Source organism: Streptomyces xiamenensis (genome assembly GCF_000993785.3).
Lineage (GTDB): Bacteria > Actinomycetota > Actinomycetes > Streptomycetales > Streptomycetaceae > Streptomyces > Streptomyces xiamenensis.
This window is the reverse complement of the sequence record NZ_CP009922.3, coordinates 5,785,044-5,800,163: the sequence shown is the minus strand read 5'-3', so window position 1 is coordinate 5,800,163 and position 15,120 is coordinate 5,785,044. Positions and strand designations below refer to the sequence as shown.

The window sequence follows — 15,120 nt, the reverse complement described above, 5'->3', positions numbered from 1 at the left end:
ATGGGGACGGGAGGGGTGCCGCGGGTTCTCAGATCTCGACGCGGCCGGCCCGCAGGGCGGGCAGCCGGGCGGCGACGGCGGTGGTCAGTTCCTGGTCGTCCGCCAGGTCGGGGGCGCCGAGGGCGGTGAGCAGGGCGCGTACGGTGCCGGCGGGGTCTTCCGGCAGGTGCTGGGCGGCGAGGGTGGTGGCCGCCGGGTCGGTGGTGCCGGCCTCGGGGTGGGTGCTGAGCACCCACCCGGCGAGGGCGAGTTCGAGTGCGGGGGTGGCGGCGCCGGCCGCGCGCAGGGTGCGCAGGGCCGGCAGCCAGCGTTCGGGGATCTTCAGCGAACCGTCCGAGCCGATCTGGCGCAGCCGGTGGCCGATCGCGGGGTTGCGGAAGCGGGTCACCAGCGCTTCGGCGTACGCGGCGGGGTCGGGGCCGCCGGGCGGGAGGGTACCGGCGACCTCGGCGCACAGGGCGCGGACCAGGGGTTCGCCCCAGTCGGTGGCCAGGGTGCCGTCGATGGTGGTGGCACCGGCCGCGAGGCCGAGATAGGCGAGGGCGGAGTGGGATCCGTTGAGCAGGCGCAGCTTGGTGAGCTGATACGGGGCGGGGTCCGCGACGAACAGGGCGCCGTCGTGTTCCCAGGGTGGGCGAGGGGCGGCGAAGGTGTCCTGGAGGATCCACTGCCGGTAGGGCTCGGCGGTGACCGGCAGGGCGTCGGTGAGGCCGAGGGCGGCAGCGGCGGCGGCGCGGTCGGCGTCCGTGGTGGCGGGCACGATCCGGTCCACGACGGTGGCGGGGAAGGTCACGGCGGAGGTCATCCGCTCCAGCACGGTGTGCCGGTCGGGCCAGCCGCTGGCCTCGGTGAAGGCCCGGACGGCGGCGCCGAGCACGGCGCCGTTGCCGGCCATGTTGTCGCAGGAGACGACGCTTATCGGGGCGCCGGTGGTGCGCATCCGGGCGGCGAGTCCCGTGGCGAGCCGCCCGATGACGGTGCGCGCCCCGGTCAGCGCCGGGTCCGCGGTCGCCGCCAGATCGGCGGCGACCGCGGGGTCGGTGCGGTCGAGGGTGCCGCCGCGCGCGTGGTAGCCCTTCTCGGTGACGGTCAGGGTCACCACCGTCACCTCGGGGTCGGTGAGCAGCGCGTCGATCCGTCCGGTGTCCTCGGTCATGGCCAGCGCGCCGGTGAGTGCCGACAGGACGCGCGGGCGCGGCCCTTCGGGGTGTTGTTCGGTCAGCGTGTAGAGGCAGTCCTGGGCGCGCAGGGCGCGCACCGTCTCCACGGAGCGGGGGGCGACCGCGGTGATGCCCCAGGGTTCGCCGCTGCGCAGGGCGGCGTTCTCGGTGTACAGGGCCTGGTGGGCGCGGTGGAAGGCGCCCAGGCCGAAGTGCAGGACGCGGGTGCGCAGCGCGCCCGCGTCCAGGGCCGGGCGCAGCGCCGGGGGCAGCCGGTGCGCGGTGGTCCGGCCGAGCGTGCGGGGGTGGGGTCCGGTGGTGCTCACCAGTCGTGCACCGATCCGTCCAGGCGGCGCGCGACGGGCAGGTAGCGCGGCTGGTAGGGGAAGCGTTCGGCGGCGGCCTCGTCGTACTCGACGCCCAGACCCGGTTCCTCGGAGGGGTGCAGCATGCCGTCGGAGAAGGTGACGCCGCCGTGGAAGACCTCGGCGGCCTCGTCGGGGTGACCCATGTACTCCTGGATGCCGAAGTTGGGGACGGTGAGGTCGAGGTGGACGTTGGCGGCGAGGCTGACCGGGGAGAGGTCGGTGGCGCCGTGGGAGCCGGTGCGTACCTGGTAGAGGGCGGCGAGGTCGAAGATGCGGCGCAGGTGGGTGATGCCGCCGGCGTGCACGACGGTGGTGCGGATGTAGTCGATGAGCTGTTCGGTGATGAGGTGCTGGACGTCCCAGATGGAGGTGAGGACCTCGCCGACGGCGATGGGGGTGGTGGTGTGCTGCCGGATGAGGCGGAACGCGTCCTGGTTCTCGGCGGGGGTCGGGTCCTCCATCCAGAACAGCTGGACGTCCTCGACGCTCTTGCCGAAGCGGGCGGCCTCGATGGGGGTGAGGCGGTGGTGGATGTCGTGCAGGAGGTGGAAGCCGAAGCCGAAGCGGTCGCGGACGGCCTCCAGGTAGCCGGGGGCGAAGTTGAGGTAGGCCTGGGTGTCCCAGGGCTGCTCGTCGGGGAGGGCGGTGGCGGCGGGTTCGTAGACCTTGCCCTTGCGTACGCCGTAGGTGCCGCCGACGTCGGGAACGGCGGCCTGGGCGCGGACGGCCTTGTAGCCCAGGGACAGGAAGCGGTCGACATCGTCCAGGAGTGCGGGGATGTCGGTGCCGCTGGCGTGCGAGTAGGCGAGGACGCCGTCGCGGGAGCGCCCGCCGAGGAGCTGGTAGACGGGGAGCGAGGCGGTCTTGCCCTTGATGTCCCACAGGGCGGTGTCGACGGCGGAGATGGCGGTCATGGTGACGGGGCCGCGCCGCCAGTACGCGCCCTTGTAGAGGTACTGCCAGATGTCCTCGATGCGGGCGGGGTCCTTGCCGATCAGGAGGGGGACGAGGTGGTCGCGCAGATAGCTGGCGACGGCGAGTTCGCGGCCGTTGAGGGTGGCGTCGCCCAGGCCGGTCACCCCGTCCGAGGTGGTGATGCGCAGGGTCACAAAGGTGCGTCCGGGGGAGGCGACGAACACCTCGGCGCGCTCGATCGTGCTCACAGCAGCCTTCTCCTTGTCGCGTCATCGCGGATCTCTGTCGGACGATCCTGTCGTACAGCGCTTGTATACAAGCACTGGTCGGGCAGAACGGCAATACTTGGCCGAGAGCTTTTCCGGGGGCTTCCCGCCCGGCCGGTGCCGGGCGGCGGCAGCGCGCCGCGGCCAGGGCCGGCGGACCGGCGCCACCGATACGATGGGGCGCATGCCTCAATCGGACCGGCGGCGGCCCTCCCGGATCTCAAGGACCTCACGGCGCACCATCTACACCACGCTGCGCCAGATGGTCCTCACCCTTGAGCTGCCCCCGGGTGCCGCGCTCTCGGAGAACGAGCTGGCGGCCTCCCTCGGGGTCAGCCGCACCCCCGTGCGCGAGTCGCTGATCATGCTGGCCCAGGAGGGCCTGGTGCAGGTCTTTCCCAAGATCGGCTCCTTCGTCGCCCGGGTCGACGCCACCCAGGTCGCCGACGCACAGTTCCTGCGCGAGGCCGTCGAGCTCGCCTCGCTGGAGGACCTGCCGGAGGCACTGGACGAGGACCTGGTGGCGGAACTGCGCGGCAATCTGGAACGGCAGCGGCGCCCCGGTCTCGGTCTCGAGGAGTTCTTCGAGCTGGACGAGGCGTTCCATCAGGGGCTGTTGCGGCTGAGCGGACACGGCGCCGCCTGGACCACGGTGGCCGCCGCCAAGGGGCACCTGGACCGGGCACGGCGTCTTGGTCTGTACGAGAACGCCACCTCGGCCGGGTTCGCCGCCCAGCACGGCGAGATCCTGGACGCGGTGACCGGCGGCGACGCGGCGCTGGCCCGTACCGCCATGCGCACCCATCTGCGCGCCGTCTTCCACGACATCGAGCGCATCAGGGCGCACTCCCCCGAGTTGTTCGCCTCGGATTCGGCGGCCGTGCCGGTGCGGCGCAGCGTGGTGGTGTGGGAGTGACCGGCGGCAGCCGTGCCGCTGCTGCCGCTGCCGCTCCCCCACCGGCCCGCGGTCAGAAGTCGAAGTCGTCCACGTTGGCGGCGTCGAAGACCGTGGGCGGCCCCAGCGCGATCACCCCGTCCGCGCCGATGGTGAACTCGCCCAGTTCCCCGGCCGTGAAGGTCTCGCCCGGCGCGCCGGTGAGCTGTCCCGAGGCCAGCGCGGCGCCCGCGTAGGCGGCCAGATAGCCCAGGTCGGACGGGTTCCACAGGGCGAAGGACGCCACCGTGCCGTCGTGCACGAACTCCCGCATCTGGTTGGGGGTGCCCAGACCGGTCAGCGCGACCCGCCCGCGGTACTCGGAGCCGGACAGATAGCGTCCCGCCGCGGCCAGGCCGACCGTGGTGGGCGAGATGATGCCGGCCAGGTCCGGGTGGGCGCGCAGCAGACCCTGGGTCTCCTGGAAGGACTTCTCGTCCTCGTCGTTGCCGTACGCCACCGCGACGATCTCGATGTCCGCGTACTCGGGGCGCTCCAGTTCCTCCTCCATCAGCGCGATCCAGGTGTTCTGGTTGGTGGCGTTGGGGGTGGCCGACAGGACGGCGATCTGCCCGGCACCGCCGATCTGTTCGGCGATCAGCTCGATCTGGGTGCGCGCGACGTCCTCGGCGGTGGCCTGGTTGATGAAGACGTCGCGGCACTCGGCGCGCGCGTCGGAGTCGAAGGTCACCACCCGCGCCCCGGCGTCCCGGGCGCTGTTCAGCGCCCCGCACACGGCGCCCGGGTCGTTGGCGGAGATGGCGATCACGTCGGTGCCCTGCTGGGTGAGCGTGTTGATGTAGCTCACCTGGGAGGAGGCGCTGGCCTCCGAGGGGCCGACCTCCTTGAAGGAGCCGCCGAACTCCGCGACGGCACGCTCGCCGCCGCCCCTGGCCACCGTGAAGTAGGGGTTGTTGACCTGCTTGGGGAGGAACGCCACCGCCAGGCCCTCGACCAGGGGCGCGTCGGGGTCGGCGCTCCCGGTGGGCGCGGCCGCGTCGCCCGGCTCGGGGGTGCCGTCGTCGCCGCCGCGGGTGGTTCCCGAGCAGGCGGTGAGCAGCAGCAGCGCCGTGAGGGCGGTGGCCGCCGTACCGGTGAGTGACCGGCGGGTGGGTACGGGCATGTCCGGTTCCCTTCGTCTCTTCGCGCTCCGGTGTCGGGGTCATCGGGCGTCGGGCGGGCGTCAGGTGCGGGTGGCGCGGGAACGCCGGCGCTGCCGCAGTCCGGAGAGCGCCCGGGGGGCGATCACCGAGACGATCAGCAGGGAGCCGGTCACGATGTCGAGCGTGTCGGCGGGCACGTCGGCGAGTTGGAGGGCGTTGCGCAGGGTGACGAGCAGCAGCACTCCGGCGCACACGCCGGCGAGGGTGCCGCGGCCGCCGAAGATGGAGACCCCGCCCAGCAGGACGGCGGCCACCACGGCGAGTTCCAGGCCCTGGCCGTTGTCGGCGCGGGCGCTGGCGTAGCGCAGCGTCCAGAACACCCCGGCCAGCCCCGAGACGGCGCCGCAGCCGACGAAGAGCCAGAACTTGGTCCTTGCCACGGCGATGCCGGAGAAGCGGGCGGCCTCGGCGTTGTTGCCGATGGCGAACAGGGCCCGGCCCAGGGGGGTGGCGTGCAGCAGCACCGCGCAGCCGGCCGCGGCGAGCGCGGTGATCAGCATGGCGGCGGGGATCGCGCCGGCCGGCGCCGTACCGCCGGCCGCGTCCGTCCACTGACGGGGGAAGTCGGCGACGGCGCGATCGCCGAGTACCACGAACGCCAGGCCCCGGTAGGCGGCGAGGGTGCCGATGGTGACGGCGAGCGCCGGGAGCCCGAAGCCGGTGACGAACAGGCCATTGACGGCGCCGAGCACCGCGCCGAGCGCGACGACGGCGAGGACCACCAGTTCCAGCGGCCAGCCGGACAGCCACAGCTGGCCCATCACGGCGCTGCACAGGCCCAGGGTGCTGGCCACCGACAGATCGATCTCGCCGGTGACGATGATCAGGGTGACGGGGAGGGCGACCAGGCCGACGGCGACGGCGTCCAGCAGCAGGAACTGGGTGTTGCGGCCGGTGGCGAAGCCGTCGACGAGCAGGGCGGCGGCGAGGGTCACCAGCAGGAGGGTGGCGATCAGGGCGGTGTCCCAGCGGCGCAGGGCACCGGGGAGCGCCGAGCGGGGTTCAGCTGCCACGGGACACCTCCGGGGCGGTACGGACGGCGCCCGCGGTACGGGCCGCGCGGGCCGCGAGTCGGGCGGTCAGCAGCCGGTCGAGTCCGATGGCGGCCAGGATCAGGGCGCCGACGACGGCCTGCTGCCAGAACGGGTCCACCCGCAGCACGGCCAGCGAGGTGCCGATGCAGGTGAGCAGGAGCGCGCCGAGGGCGGCGCCGAGCACGGTGCCGCTGCCGCCGAAGATGGCGACGCCGCCGACCACGACGGCGGCGACCACCTGGAGTTCCAGGCCCTGCCCGGCGGTGGCGTCGACGGTGCCGTAGCGGGCGGCGTACAGCACTCCGGCGAGCCCGGCGAGTGAGCCGCTGAGCAGGAAGGCGGTCCGGACCCGGCGGCCGGCCGGGATGCCGGCGCGTGCGGCGGCGGCCGGCTCGGAGCCGATCGCGTACAGCTCACGTCCGCTGCGGTAGCTGTGCAGCCACACGGCGACGGCGAGCACCACGGCGGTGGCGAGCAGGGCCAGGACGGGGATGCCGGCCACGGTGGCGGTGCCCAGGTTCAGGAAGGGGCGGGGCAGGTCGGCGGCGTTGATCTGCCGGCCGGCCGCCCACGAGTGCGCGATGCCCCGGAAGACGTACAGCGTGCCGAGGGTGATGACGAGGGCGGGGACACCGCCGTAGCTGATCAGGGCACCGTTGAGGGCCCCGCACAGCGCCCCGACGGCGATCCCGGCGAGGGCGGCCAGCGGCAGCGGGGTGCCGGGGGCGGCGGAGAGCAGGTCGGCGGTGCCGAAGGCGGACAGGCCCAGCACGGAGCCGACGGACAGGTCGATGTTGCGGGTGAGGACGACGATGGTCTGGCCGGCCGCGAGGACGGTGAGGACGGCTGCGGACAGCAGCAGGTCGCGAATGCTCTGGCCGGACAGGAATCGGGAGTTGGCGGCGGCGGTGACGGCGACCAGCAGCACCAGCGCGGCCAGCACGCCCAGTTCGCGGGGGTGGGCTCGGCTCACGGTCCCTCCTCCGGGGTGCCGGTGGCGGCGGCCATGACGGATTCGGCGGTGGCGGTGGGGCCGGGGAGGGTGGCGGTGGCGCGGCCCTCGTGGAGCACCAGGATGCGGTCGGCCATGGCGAGGACCTCGGGGAGTTCGGAGGAGACCATCACGATGGCCATGCCCCGGTCGGCCAGTTCGGACATCATCCGGTGCACCTCGGCCTTGGTACCCACGTCGATGCCGCGGGTGGGTTCGTCGAGGATGAGGACGGCGGGTGCGGTGGCCAGCCATTTGGCCAGCACGATCTTCTGCTGGTTGCCGCCGGAGAGGGTACCGGCCGGGGCGTGCGTACCGCTGTGCCGCACGCGTAACCGTTCGCTCCAGCGCAGCGCCTCGGCGCGTTCGCGGCGGGTGGTGAGGATGCCGCGGCGGGCGAGGCCGCGCAGCCGGGTGAGGGCGGTGTTGCGTTCGATGGACAGGTCGAGGACCAGGCCCTGCTGGCGGCGGTCCTCGGGGACGAGGGCGAGTCCGGCGGCCATGGCGGCGGCCGGGGACCCCGGGCGCAGGACCTTCCCGGCCACGGTGACGGTGCCGGCGTCGTACCGGTCGACGCCGAAGACGGCGCGCACCACCTCGCTGCGGCCGGCGCCCACCAGGCCGGCGAGGGCGAGGATCTCGCCGCGCCGGACGGTGAAGGAGATGTCCGTGAAGGCGCCGTGCCGGGTGAGGCCCTCGACGGCGAGCACGGTCTCGCCCGGGGTGGCCGGCGTCTTGGGGAAGAGGGCGCCGATGTCCCGGCCGACCATGCGGCGCACCACGGTGTCGGGGGTGAGGCGGTGGGCGGGGTCGGTGGAGACCCACTGTCCGTCGCGGAGCACGGTGATGTCGTCGGCGAGGGCGAAGATCTCCTCGAAGCGGTGCGAGATGAACAGGACGGCGGCGCCGCGTGCGCACAGTCCGCGCACCACGGTGAACAGGTACTCGACCTCGGTGCCCGACAGGGCGGCGGTGGGCTCGTCCATGACGAAGATCCGGGCGTCCAGGGAGAGCGCGCGGGCGATCTCGACGAGTTGCTGTTCGGCGATGGACAGACCGCGGGCGGGCCGGTCGGGGTCGAGGGCGACGCCGAGCCGGGCGAGTTGGGCGGTGGTGGCGGCGCGCAGGGCGCGGTGGTCGATGCGTGCGAGCCGGCCGGTGGGCTGGCGGCTCATGTAGAGGTTCTCGGCCAGGGAGAGGTCGGGGAAGAGGGTGGGCTCCTGGTGGATGACGGCGATTCCGGCGGCGCGGGCGGCGGCCGGGTCGCGCAGGACGGTGGGCCGGCCGTCGAGTTCCACGGTGCCCCGGTCGGGACGGTGGGCGCCGGCCAGCATACGGACCAGGGTGGATTTTCCGGCGCCGTTCTCACCGGCGAGGGCGTGCACACGGCCGGGACGCAGGTCCAGGGATACGTCGCGGACGGCGGTCACGGCGCCGAAGGATTTGGCGACGCCGCGCAGTCGCAGGGTTGGGGGCGGGGCTTCGGTGGGACCGGGCACGGCACTCCCTTCTCCGCATGAATCGATTCAAGAGGAGACTGAAGAGATTAGAGGCAAGCCATGAACGCGTCAAGGGCCCCTGTGACAGGGTCCGTTCCCTATACTCCGCCGGATGACGCTCAGTTACCCCACCCCCGGGATGACCCGGAACGACGGTCCCGCGCCGGACGGTTTCCGGGAGCTGGTGGCGCGGACCCCGCTCGGCCACGACCCGGCCGCCCTGGAAGCCGCCGGCGCGGCCGTACTGCACTGGGGCGCGCACCGCGGCGCCGGGTTCACCGTGCGGACGAAGGCACCGTTCGCCGCCCCCGGGGTCCGGGTGACGGTCGGCGTGGGGCCGCTGCGCGCCCCGTGCGAGGTGGTGTGGACGGTGCACGAGCGGGACCGGATCGGGTTCGCCTACGGCACCCTGCCGGGGCATCCGCAGTGCGGCGAGGAGGCGTTCGTCGTCGAGCGGTCGGCCGACGGCGCCGTCACCTTCACCGTACGAACGCTGAGCCGGCCGGCCGCCTGGTACGCGCGGGTGGCCGGACCACTGGGACGCGCGGCACAGCGGTGGATCGCGCGCCGCTACGGCCGGGCGGTCCGCCGGGCACTGGACGGTGCGCAGGGGCGCCCCAAGCGGTGATCATTGGCGGTGAACCACCGTTCCCGCCGTGAGGAATCACGAGAACCGGAGCCGCCCCATGACGCATCTGCCGCCGGTCGTCGATGAGCTGGACCGCACCATTCTGGCGTTGCTGACCGCCAACGCCCGGGCGAGCTTCGTACACATCGGCCAACGGGTGGGGCTCTCCGCGCCCGCCGTCAAGCGCCGGGTGGACCGGTTGCGCGCCACCGGGGTGATCACGGGCTTCACCACCACCGTCCGGGCGGACGCGATGGGCTGGGGGATGGAGGCGTACGTCGAGGTGTACTGCGACAGCGCGGCGCCGCCGAGCCGGATGTCGGAGGTGGCGCGCAACCATCCCGAGATCGTGGCGGCGATGACCGTCACCGGGGACGCGGACGCCTTGCTGCACATCAGGGCCCGGGGCATCGAGCACTTCGAGCGGGTGCTGGAGCGGATCAGGGCCGAGCCGTTCGTGCGGCGCACGGACAGCCGCATCGTCCTCACCCAGCTGCTGCCCGGCGGCGGTGGCGGCACAGCGCTGCGCCCACTGCTGAGCCGGGCGGTGGAAAACGCCGCGGAGCCGGGCTGACACGCAACGTTGTGCGCACGGCGTGCAAGGACTGACGCTTGTCCGTGCGGTGCCTTTGTCCTTAGCGTGGAGTCGTCTTCTCCGGCGAAAGGAAAAGTGCCTCGATGGCGCCTGTCACGGTCGGCCGAGAACGCCGATATCTGCTGTGTGAGCCACGCTATTTCGAGCTGGCGTACGCCATTAATCCGTGGATGCGACAAGATTCCCGGGTGGACCGGGAGCGGGCTCTCGAACAGTGGCACACACTGGTGCGCACCTACCGGGAGCTCGGCCACACGGTGGAGCTGCTGGAGCCGGTACCCGGCCTGCCCGACATGGTCTTCGCCGCCAACGGGGCGCTGGTCCTGGACGGCAAGGTGCTCGGCTCACGGTTCCGCGCCGCGCAGCGGCAGCCGGAGGCGGCCGAATTCACCCGCTGGTTCAAGGAAAACGGTTTTCCCGTCGTGGAACCCGAAGACGTGTGCGAAGGAGAGGGCGATCTGGTGCCGGTCGGCGGGGACATTCTCGCCGGGTACGGATTCCGCACCTCGACCGGCGCGCATATCGCCGCACAAGAGTATTTCGGCAGCGCCGTCATCAGTCTGCGGCTGGTGGATCCCCTCTTCTACCACCTCGACACCGCGCTGTTCGCGCTGGACGACACCACCATCGCCTATTACCCGGAGGCGTTCTCCCCGGGCAGCCGCGCCGCGCTCCGCCGCCGCTACCCCGACGCGGTGATCGCCACCCGCGCCGACGCGATGGCCTTCGGCCTCAACTCGGTCTCCGACGGACACCATGTCCTCATCTCCCCCGGAGCCACCGGGCTCATCGACCGGCTGACCGAACGGGGCTACACCCCCGTACCGGTCGACACCTCCGAGCTGCTGAAGGCCGGCGGCGGCATCAAGTGCTGCACACAGGAGATCCGACACCCATGACCACCTCCCCGATCACCGACGACGCCGTCGACCCGGCGACCGCCATCGCCGCCGAGGAGCGGCTGGTGGCCCGCAACTACCGCCCGCTGCCCGTGGTCATCGCCCGCGGCGAGGGCTCCTGGGTGGAGGACACCCGCGGCCGGCGCTATCTGGATCTGCTGTCCGGCTACTCCGCGCTCAACTTCGGGCACCGGCACCCCGCGCTGGTCGCCGCGGCCCACCGCCAGCTGGACACCCTCACCCTCACCTCCCGCGCCTTCCACAACGACCGGCTGGCACCGTTCGCCGCCGGCCTCGCCGAACTGACCGGACTCGAGGTCACCCTGCCGATGAACACCGGCGCGGAGGCGGTGGAGAGCGCCATCAAGATCGCCCGCAAATGGGCGTACGAGGTCAAGGGCGTGGCGCGGGACCGGGCCCGGATCGTGGTGGCCGCCAACAACTTCCACGGCCGCACGACCACCGTCGTCGGCTTCTCCAGCGATCCGGTGGCGCGGGAGGGCTTCGGCCCGTACGCCCCCGGGTTCACGGTGGTGCCCTTCGACGATCTGCCGGCGCTGGAGGCGGCGATCGACGCCGACACGGCGGCCGTGCTGATCGAGCCCATCCAGGGCGAGGCGGGCGTCGTCATCCCGGACGACGGCTACCTGCGCGGGGTGCGCGCGGCGACCGCACGGGCCGGGGTGCTGTTCATCGCCGACGAGATCCAGTCGGGCCTGGGGCGCACCGGGCGCACCCTGGCCCTGGACCACGAGGCGGTACGCCCCGACCTGCTGCTGCTGGGCAAGGCACTGGGCGGCGGTCTGGTCCCGGTCTCCGCGGTGGTCGGCACCCGGGAGGTGATGGGGGTCCTGCGCCCGGGCGAGCACGGGTCGACCTTCGGCGGAAATCCGCTGTCGGCGGCCATCGGTTCGGCGGTCGTGGAGCTGCTGGCCACCGGGGAGTTCCAGGCGCGGGCCGAGCGGCTCGGCAAGGTGCTGGCGGCGGGCCTGGACCGGCTGACCGGGCACGGGGTGCTGCGGCACCGCAGCCGGGGACTTTGGGCCGGAATCGACATCGACCCGGAGATCGGCACCGGCCGTGAGCTCAGCGAACGGTTGATGGAGCGGGGCCTGCTGGTGAAGGACACACACGGCTCGACGATCCGCGTCGCACCGCCGCTGACCATCGAGGAGGACGAACTGACCGGGGCGCTGGACACCCTGGCCGAGGTGCTGGCCGCGCCGCGCTGACCCGGACCGGCCTCCCTGCGACCACGGGGCGGCCGGCCGGAGGGGGACGGCACGGGGGTGACATCGGGCGGCGGCGACGCGGGCGCGCGGGCCGCGGCCGCCGCCCCGGCCCGCTCCCCGGGGCGCGCCGACCCGTCAGTGCGCCCGCTCGAAGCGGACGGTCGCCGTCCCTGTGCCGCGTACCGTCAGGGTGAGGCGGGTCAGCCGATCACCCCAGGAGCCGCGCAGCAGCGGGTCCGTCAGCTCCCGGTGGTCCAAAGCGGCCTCGGCGTCGCGCGGGTCCCAGCCGATGCGCAGCGCCCGGCCGCCCGCCGTCCGGACGGTGGCCTCGCCCGCGCCGCCGAGGGTGACCTCGCCCGTCAGGATGTGCCGCAGCAGCACCGGCCCGCCCGCATGTGACCAGCGGTCGGTGACGTTGATGTGCGGCCGCGGCGCCGTCCGTACCAGCCGGATGGTGCGGGTCAGCTCGCCGATCAGCCCGTCGCGGTAGGCGGCGGTGAGGTCGGCGTGGAACTCCGCCCCTTCCGCGGTGAGTTCCGCGCGTACCCGGCGGGCGGCCCGGTCGGGGCCCGGCAGTTGTCCCTCGCCGCCCGGGGCGGGGAGGTTGTGCCAGGCGCTGATCAGCGGCCAGGCGCGGTAGCGGTGCGGGCCGAAGCTGTCCGCCGTGTACGTGGGCTGCCCCAGGTCGATGACCAGCGGGGCCCCGTCGAGGGCGATCCAGTAGGAGCCGACGTCCAGGTGGTTGTGGCGTTCGGCGTTGTGCCCGGCCTTGGCCGCGACCGTCAGTCCGGCGGTGGTACCGGGCCGTTCGCGGGCCAGCAGCACCTGGGTACGCGGCAGCCACTCCCCCGCCGTCAGCCAGCTGCGCCCGCCCGGGGCCTGTCGCGCACGGGCGGCGCGCCAGTGCGGGTCGGCCAGCGCGGTCAGCGCGCTGCCAAGGCCCGCCTCCGGGTGCGCGGCGGGGATCTCGGCCCGGCCACGGGCGGCCGCGTGATCGCGAACGGCCGGCTCCTCCAGCGCCCTGCCCCAGCGGTGCAGCACCTGCCAGGGCAGGGTGCCGGGCAGCCGGGCTGCGGCGTCCCCGGTGTTGACGTAGCGGGCGCCGCCCAGGTGCATCCGGTGCGGGAAGCGGGCGAGCCGGCGCAACACGGGCAGGTCGCGGGCGTCGAGTCCGGGGCCGCCGACGGCGGCGAGCAGGTCGAGGGTCTCCAGCAGCCGCCCGGCGCCGTGCCACCAGTAGGCGACACCCTCGTCGATGCCGCCGTCGTCCGGGACGGTGGCGAGGAAGCGGTCGAGCCCTTCGGCGGTGAGCCGCACCAGGGTGGCGGCGCGCTCCGGTTCCTCCTCGCAGAGCAGCAGCGCGGCGGCGGTGACGGCGCTGTGGATCCAGGGGTTCCAGTTGTCGGCGGGCCGGTCGATGCCGATCCAGGGCCAGTCGCGGCGGGTGGTGAAGGGGGTGAGAACGCGCAGGTCGACCTCGCGGCGCAGCCTGCGGCGTACCCCGGGGGCCCGCTGGTCCAGGTGCGGGCCCAGGGCGTGGTCGGCCCAGGCGAGGAGGGTGGCGACCTCGGCGGCGCCGAGGTCGAGATAGGGCTGGTCGGGGTCGGGCAGCACCTCGCCACGGGCGGCGGTGTGGCCGTCGTGCGGGGCCCAGCACCAGGTGGTGGCCTCGCACAGGGCGATCAGGCCGTCGACGGCGGCGTCCAGGTTCGGGGTGTCACCCTGCGGCGCGGTGGCGGCGGCGCTCTCCCCGGTGAGAACGGCGGCGAGGACGAACAGCGTGGTGCGCAGGCGCAAGGCACGGGCCTGGTCCTCGTAGGCGGTGCGGACGCCGTCGCGGAAGGTGCGGGCCCAGTCCGAGGCGCGCAGGACGGGGGCGGGGCGGGTGTGTTCGTCTGCGGCACGGCGCAGCAGTGCGTCGCGGGTGGGGCGGTCGACGGCGTCCCACACGGCGCGGTCGGTGACGGGCGGCGCCGCGATCCGGCGCGGGGCGCCGCGCAGTGCGGCGGTCAGCCGAGGACCGGCGCCGGGGGCGAGCAGGGGGAGGCGGGCGGTCAGCGCGCCCGCGGTCACGTCGCTCTCCTCGGTCGTTTCCGCCATGTCGGCTCCTGTTCCCGTGGCGCGGTGTGTCGCGGCCGACCGTACCGGAGTGGCCCCTCCAGCACGGCCGGCCGAGCGCGGCACACAGGCCCCTGATGACTGCAACCGTTCGCAGAAATCAGGGATTGACGTCGATGACGCCGGTGCCCGCGTACTGTTCGACCGCCTGCTTGGCGGCGGCCGGGGTGTCCGCCCGGTAGCTGTAGGGGACGGTGAAGTCCGTGGTGGACTCCAGGTGTTCGTGAGGGCTGTCGATGAAGGTGTTGTCCTTCAGGTTCCAGTAGCCGGTCTCGGAGCTGCCGTAGAACCAGCCGACCGGGCCCTCGATGTACCCGGCGTGCGAATCGACCTCACCGGAGCCGACGTTCTCGAACCAGTTGCCCTCGACCAGCACCCGCGCGCCCATCCGGGCGTTGATGGCCGACCCGTTGATGTCGGTGAACACGTTGTTGAGCATGTGCACGTCGGCGTGGCGGATCAGCGGAACCCGGGAGTTGAGCGAGGTGAAGGCGTTGTTGTGGTAGGTGATCTTGTCGGGGGCCTGGTCGGCGCTGTCGTTGTGGCCGATCAGTGAGGTCTTCCAGTGGTCGTGGATGTTGTTCCACGAGACGGTGATGTACTCACTGTTGCGCTTGATGTCGACGAGACCGTCGTAGTGGTCCTTGTCGGGCTCGTTGTCCCGTTCGCTGGACAGGTCGTTGTGGTCGATCCACACGTGCGAGCTGTTGTCGGTCACCTCGATCGCGTCCCCCTCGCCCTCGGAGACGTGGTGGATGGCGAGGTTGCGGATGATGATGTTCTGCGAGCGGGTGACCTTGAAGCCCACCCCGTCCAGCTCGCCCGCGTCCCCGACGCCGAGGATCGAGACGTTCTCGACGTCCTTGATGTCGATCTTGCTCTCCTTCAGGCCCTCCTGGCCCAGGGAGAGGTCGACATAGACGATCAGCCCCTCCTCCTCGCTCTTCTGGTGGGCCTTCAGCAGCTGGTACAGCGCCTCGGAAGGGCTCAGCCCGCTGCTGTCCGCGTACTCGCTGAGCAGGTGTTCGGCGACGGTGCTTCCGCCCTCGCCGCCGGTGGTGCCGCCGGCCTCGGCCGCGTAGCCGATGGGGGCGTCGGCGAACGGGTCCGCCGCGAAGGTGCCGGGCACGGTGTCCGGGGTCCGCTGCTCGGCGGTGCCCGCGTGGGAGACGGCGGTCAGCGCGCCGGCCAGCAGGGCGAGTCCGCCGGCCAGGGCGATGCCGGCCCTGACGGTGGTGCGGGTAGTGCGTAAGGTGCGCGACATGAGGAGTCCTCTCAGCCGGTGGGGGAACGTTCCGAGGGCCAGCGAGCCCTCGTG

The 15,120-nt window shown here is 73.1% G+C and carries 13 protein-coding genes; 5 read left to right on the top strand and 8 right to left on the bottom strand.

Going from position 1 to position 15,120, the window contains the following annotated elements; translation table 11 throughout:
• Nucleotides 1-28: 28 nt before the first annotated feature.
• Nucleotides 29-1,486 (bottom strand): mannitol dehydrogenase family protein, encoded by a 1,458-nt coding sequence (locus SXIM_RS26415; protein ID WP_030737752.1) that lies wholly within the window; start codon nt 1,484-1,486, stop codon nt 29-31.
• Nucleotides 1,483-2,691, bottom strand: coding sequence for a D-mannonate dehydratase ManD (manD, locus tag SXIM_RS26410; RefSeq protein ID WP_046725278.1), 1,209 nt, complete (start codon nt 2,689-2,691; stop codon nt 1,483-1,485). The genes SXIM_RS26415 and manD overlap by 4 nt, the downstream gene beginning before the upstream one ends.
• A 202-nt stretch (nt 2,692-2,893) precedes the next feature.
• Here manD and SXIM_RS26405 point away from each other — a divergent pair, with 202 nt between their 5' ends.
• Complete coding sequence (locus SXIM_RS26405) at nt 2,894-3,625, top strand: GntR family transcriptional regulator (RefSeq protein WP_046725955.1); 732 nt, start codon at nt 2,894-2,896, stop codon at nt 3,623-3,625.
• Nucleotides 3,626-3,677: 52 nt separating this feature from the next.
• Here the strand turns inward: SXIM_RS26405 and rhaS are convergent, their stop codons facing one another.
• The 4 genes from rhaS to SXIM_RS26385 are packed head-to-tail and all read right to left on the bottom strand — an operon-like array spanning nt 3,678 to nt 8,330.
• A complete protein-coding gene (gene rhaS / locus SXIM_RS26400; protein WP_030737743.1) occupies nt 3,678-4,766 on the bottom strand; it encodes a rhamnose ABC transporter substrate-binding protein in 1,089 nt (362 codons plus the stop codon).
• 60 nt (nt 4,767-4,826) lie between these two features.
• Nucleotides 4,827-5,819 (bottom strand): ABC transporter permease, encoded by a 993-nt coding sequence (locus SXIM_RS26395; protein ID WP_046725277.1) that lies wholly within the window; start codon nt 5,817-5,819, stop codon nt 4,827-4,829.
• A complete protein-coding gene (locus SXIM_RS26390; protein WP_043178652.1) occupies nt 5,809-6,813 on the bottom strand; it encodes an ABC transporter permease in 1,005 nt (334 codons plus the stop codon). The genes SXIM_RS26395 and SXIM_RS26390 overlap by 11 nt, the downstream gene beginning before the upstream one ends.
• A complete protein-coding gene (locus SXIM_RS26385; protein WP_030737734.1) occupies nt 6,810-8,330 on the bottom strand; it encodes a sugar ABC transporter ATP-binding protein in 1,521 nt (506 codons plus the stop codon). The genes SXIM_RS26390 and SXIM_RS26385 overlap by 4 nt, the downstream gene beginning before the upstream one ends.
• Before the next feature lie 112 nt (nt 8,331-8,442).
• Between SXIM_RS26385 and SXIM_RS26380 the strand changes: the two genes are divergently transcribed.
• From SXIM_RS26380 to rocD, 4 genes are all read left to right on the top strand, one after another.
• Nucleotides 8,443-8,958 (top strand): DUF1990 domain-containing protein, encoded by a 516-nt coding sequence (locus tag SXIM_RS26380; protein WP_046725276.1) that lies wholly within the window; start codon nt 8,443-8,445, stop codon nt 8,956-8,958.
• A gap of 58 nt (nt 8,959-9,016) precedes the next feature.
• Nucleotides 9,017-9,532 carry an Lrp/AsnC family transcriptional regulator gene (locus SXIM_RS26375; protein ID WP_030737728.1) on the top strand — a complete coding sequence of 172 codons (516 nt, stop codon included), beginning with the start codon at nt 9,017-9,019 and terminating at the stop codon, nt 9,530-9,532.
• Nucleotides 9,533-9,636: 104 nt separating this feature from the next.
• Nucleotides 9,637-10,452: a dimethylargininase gene (ddaH, locus tag SXIM_RS26370; RefSeq protein WP_046725275.1), complete on the top strand. Its 816-nt coding sequence runs from the start codon at nt 9,637-9,639 to the stop codon at nt 10,450-10,452.
• Nucleotides 10,449-11,684, top strand: a complete 1,236-nt coding sequence (gene rocD, locus SXIM_RS26365; protein WP_046725274.1) for an ornithine--oxo-acid transaminase — start codon at nt 10,449-10,451, stop codon at nt 11,682-11,684. The genes ddaH and rocD overlap by 4 nt, the downstream gene beginning before the upstream one ends.
• Nucleotides 11,685-11,819: 135 nt before the next feature.
• On the opposite strand, the gene SXIM_RS26360 is transcribed toward rocD, so the two are convergent.
• Together SXIM_RS26360 and SXIM_RS26355 are read right to left on the bottom strand one after the other, a co-directional pair.
• Nucleotides 11,820-13,784, bottom strand: coding sequence for a heparinase II/III domain-containing protein (locus SXIM_RS26360; protein ID WP_078847045.1), 1,965 nt, complete (start codon nt 13,782-13,784; stop codon nt 11,820-11,822).
• A 118-nt stretch (nt 13,785-13,902) separates the two neighbouring features.
• Nucleotides 13,903-15,066 (bottom strand): pectate lyase family protein, encoded by a 1,164-nt coding sequence (locus SXIM_RS26355; RefSeq protein ID WP_030737714.1) that lies wholly within the window; start codon nt 15,064-15,066, stop codon nt 13,903-13,905.
• Nucleotides 15,067-15,120 lie beyond the last annotated feature (54 nt).

What these genes read in the sequence shown, in the direction of transcription:
- SXIM_RS26405 (WP_046725955.1), top strand. Translation starts at nt 2,894, where the DNA reads ATGCCTCAATCGGACCGGCGGCGGCCCTCCCGGATCTCAAGGACCTCA.
- ddaH (WP_046725275.1), top strand. Translation starts at nt 9,637, where the DNA reads ATGGCGCCTGTCACGGTCGGCCGAGAACGCCGATATCTGCTGTGTGAG.
- SXIM_RS26375 (WP_030737728.1), top strand. Translation starts at nt 9,017, where the DNA reads ATGACGCATCTGCCGCCGGTCGTCGATGAGCTGGACCGCACCATTCTG.
- SXIM_RS26360 (WP_078847045.1), bottom strand. Translation starts at nt 13,784, where the DNA reads ATGGCGGAAACGACCGAGGAGAGCGACGTGACCGCGGGCGCGCTGACC.
- SXIM_RS26355 (WP_030737714.1), bottom strand. Translation starts at nt 15,066, where the DNA reads ATGTCGCGCACCTTACGCACTACCCGCACCACCGTCAGGGCCGGCATC.
- SXIM_RS26380 (WP_046725276.1), top strand. Translation starts at nt 8,443, where the DNA reads ATGACGCTCAGTTACCCCACCCCCGGGATGACCCGGAACGACGGTCCC.
- rocD (WP_046725274.1), top strand. Translation starts at nt 10,449, where the DNA reads ATGACCACCTCCCCGATCACCGACGACGCCGTCGACCCGGCGACCGCC.
- rhaS (WP_030737743.1), bottom strand. Translation starts at nt 4,766, where the DNA reads ATGCCCGTACCCACCCGCCGGTCACTCACCGGTACGGCGGCCACCGCC.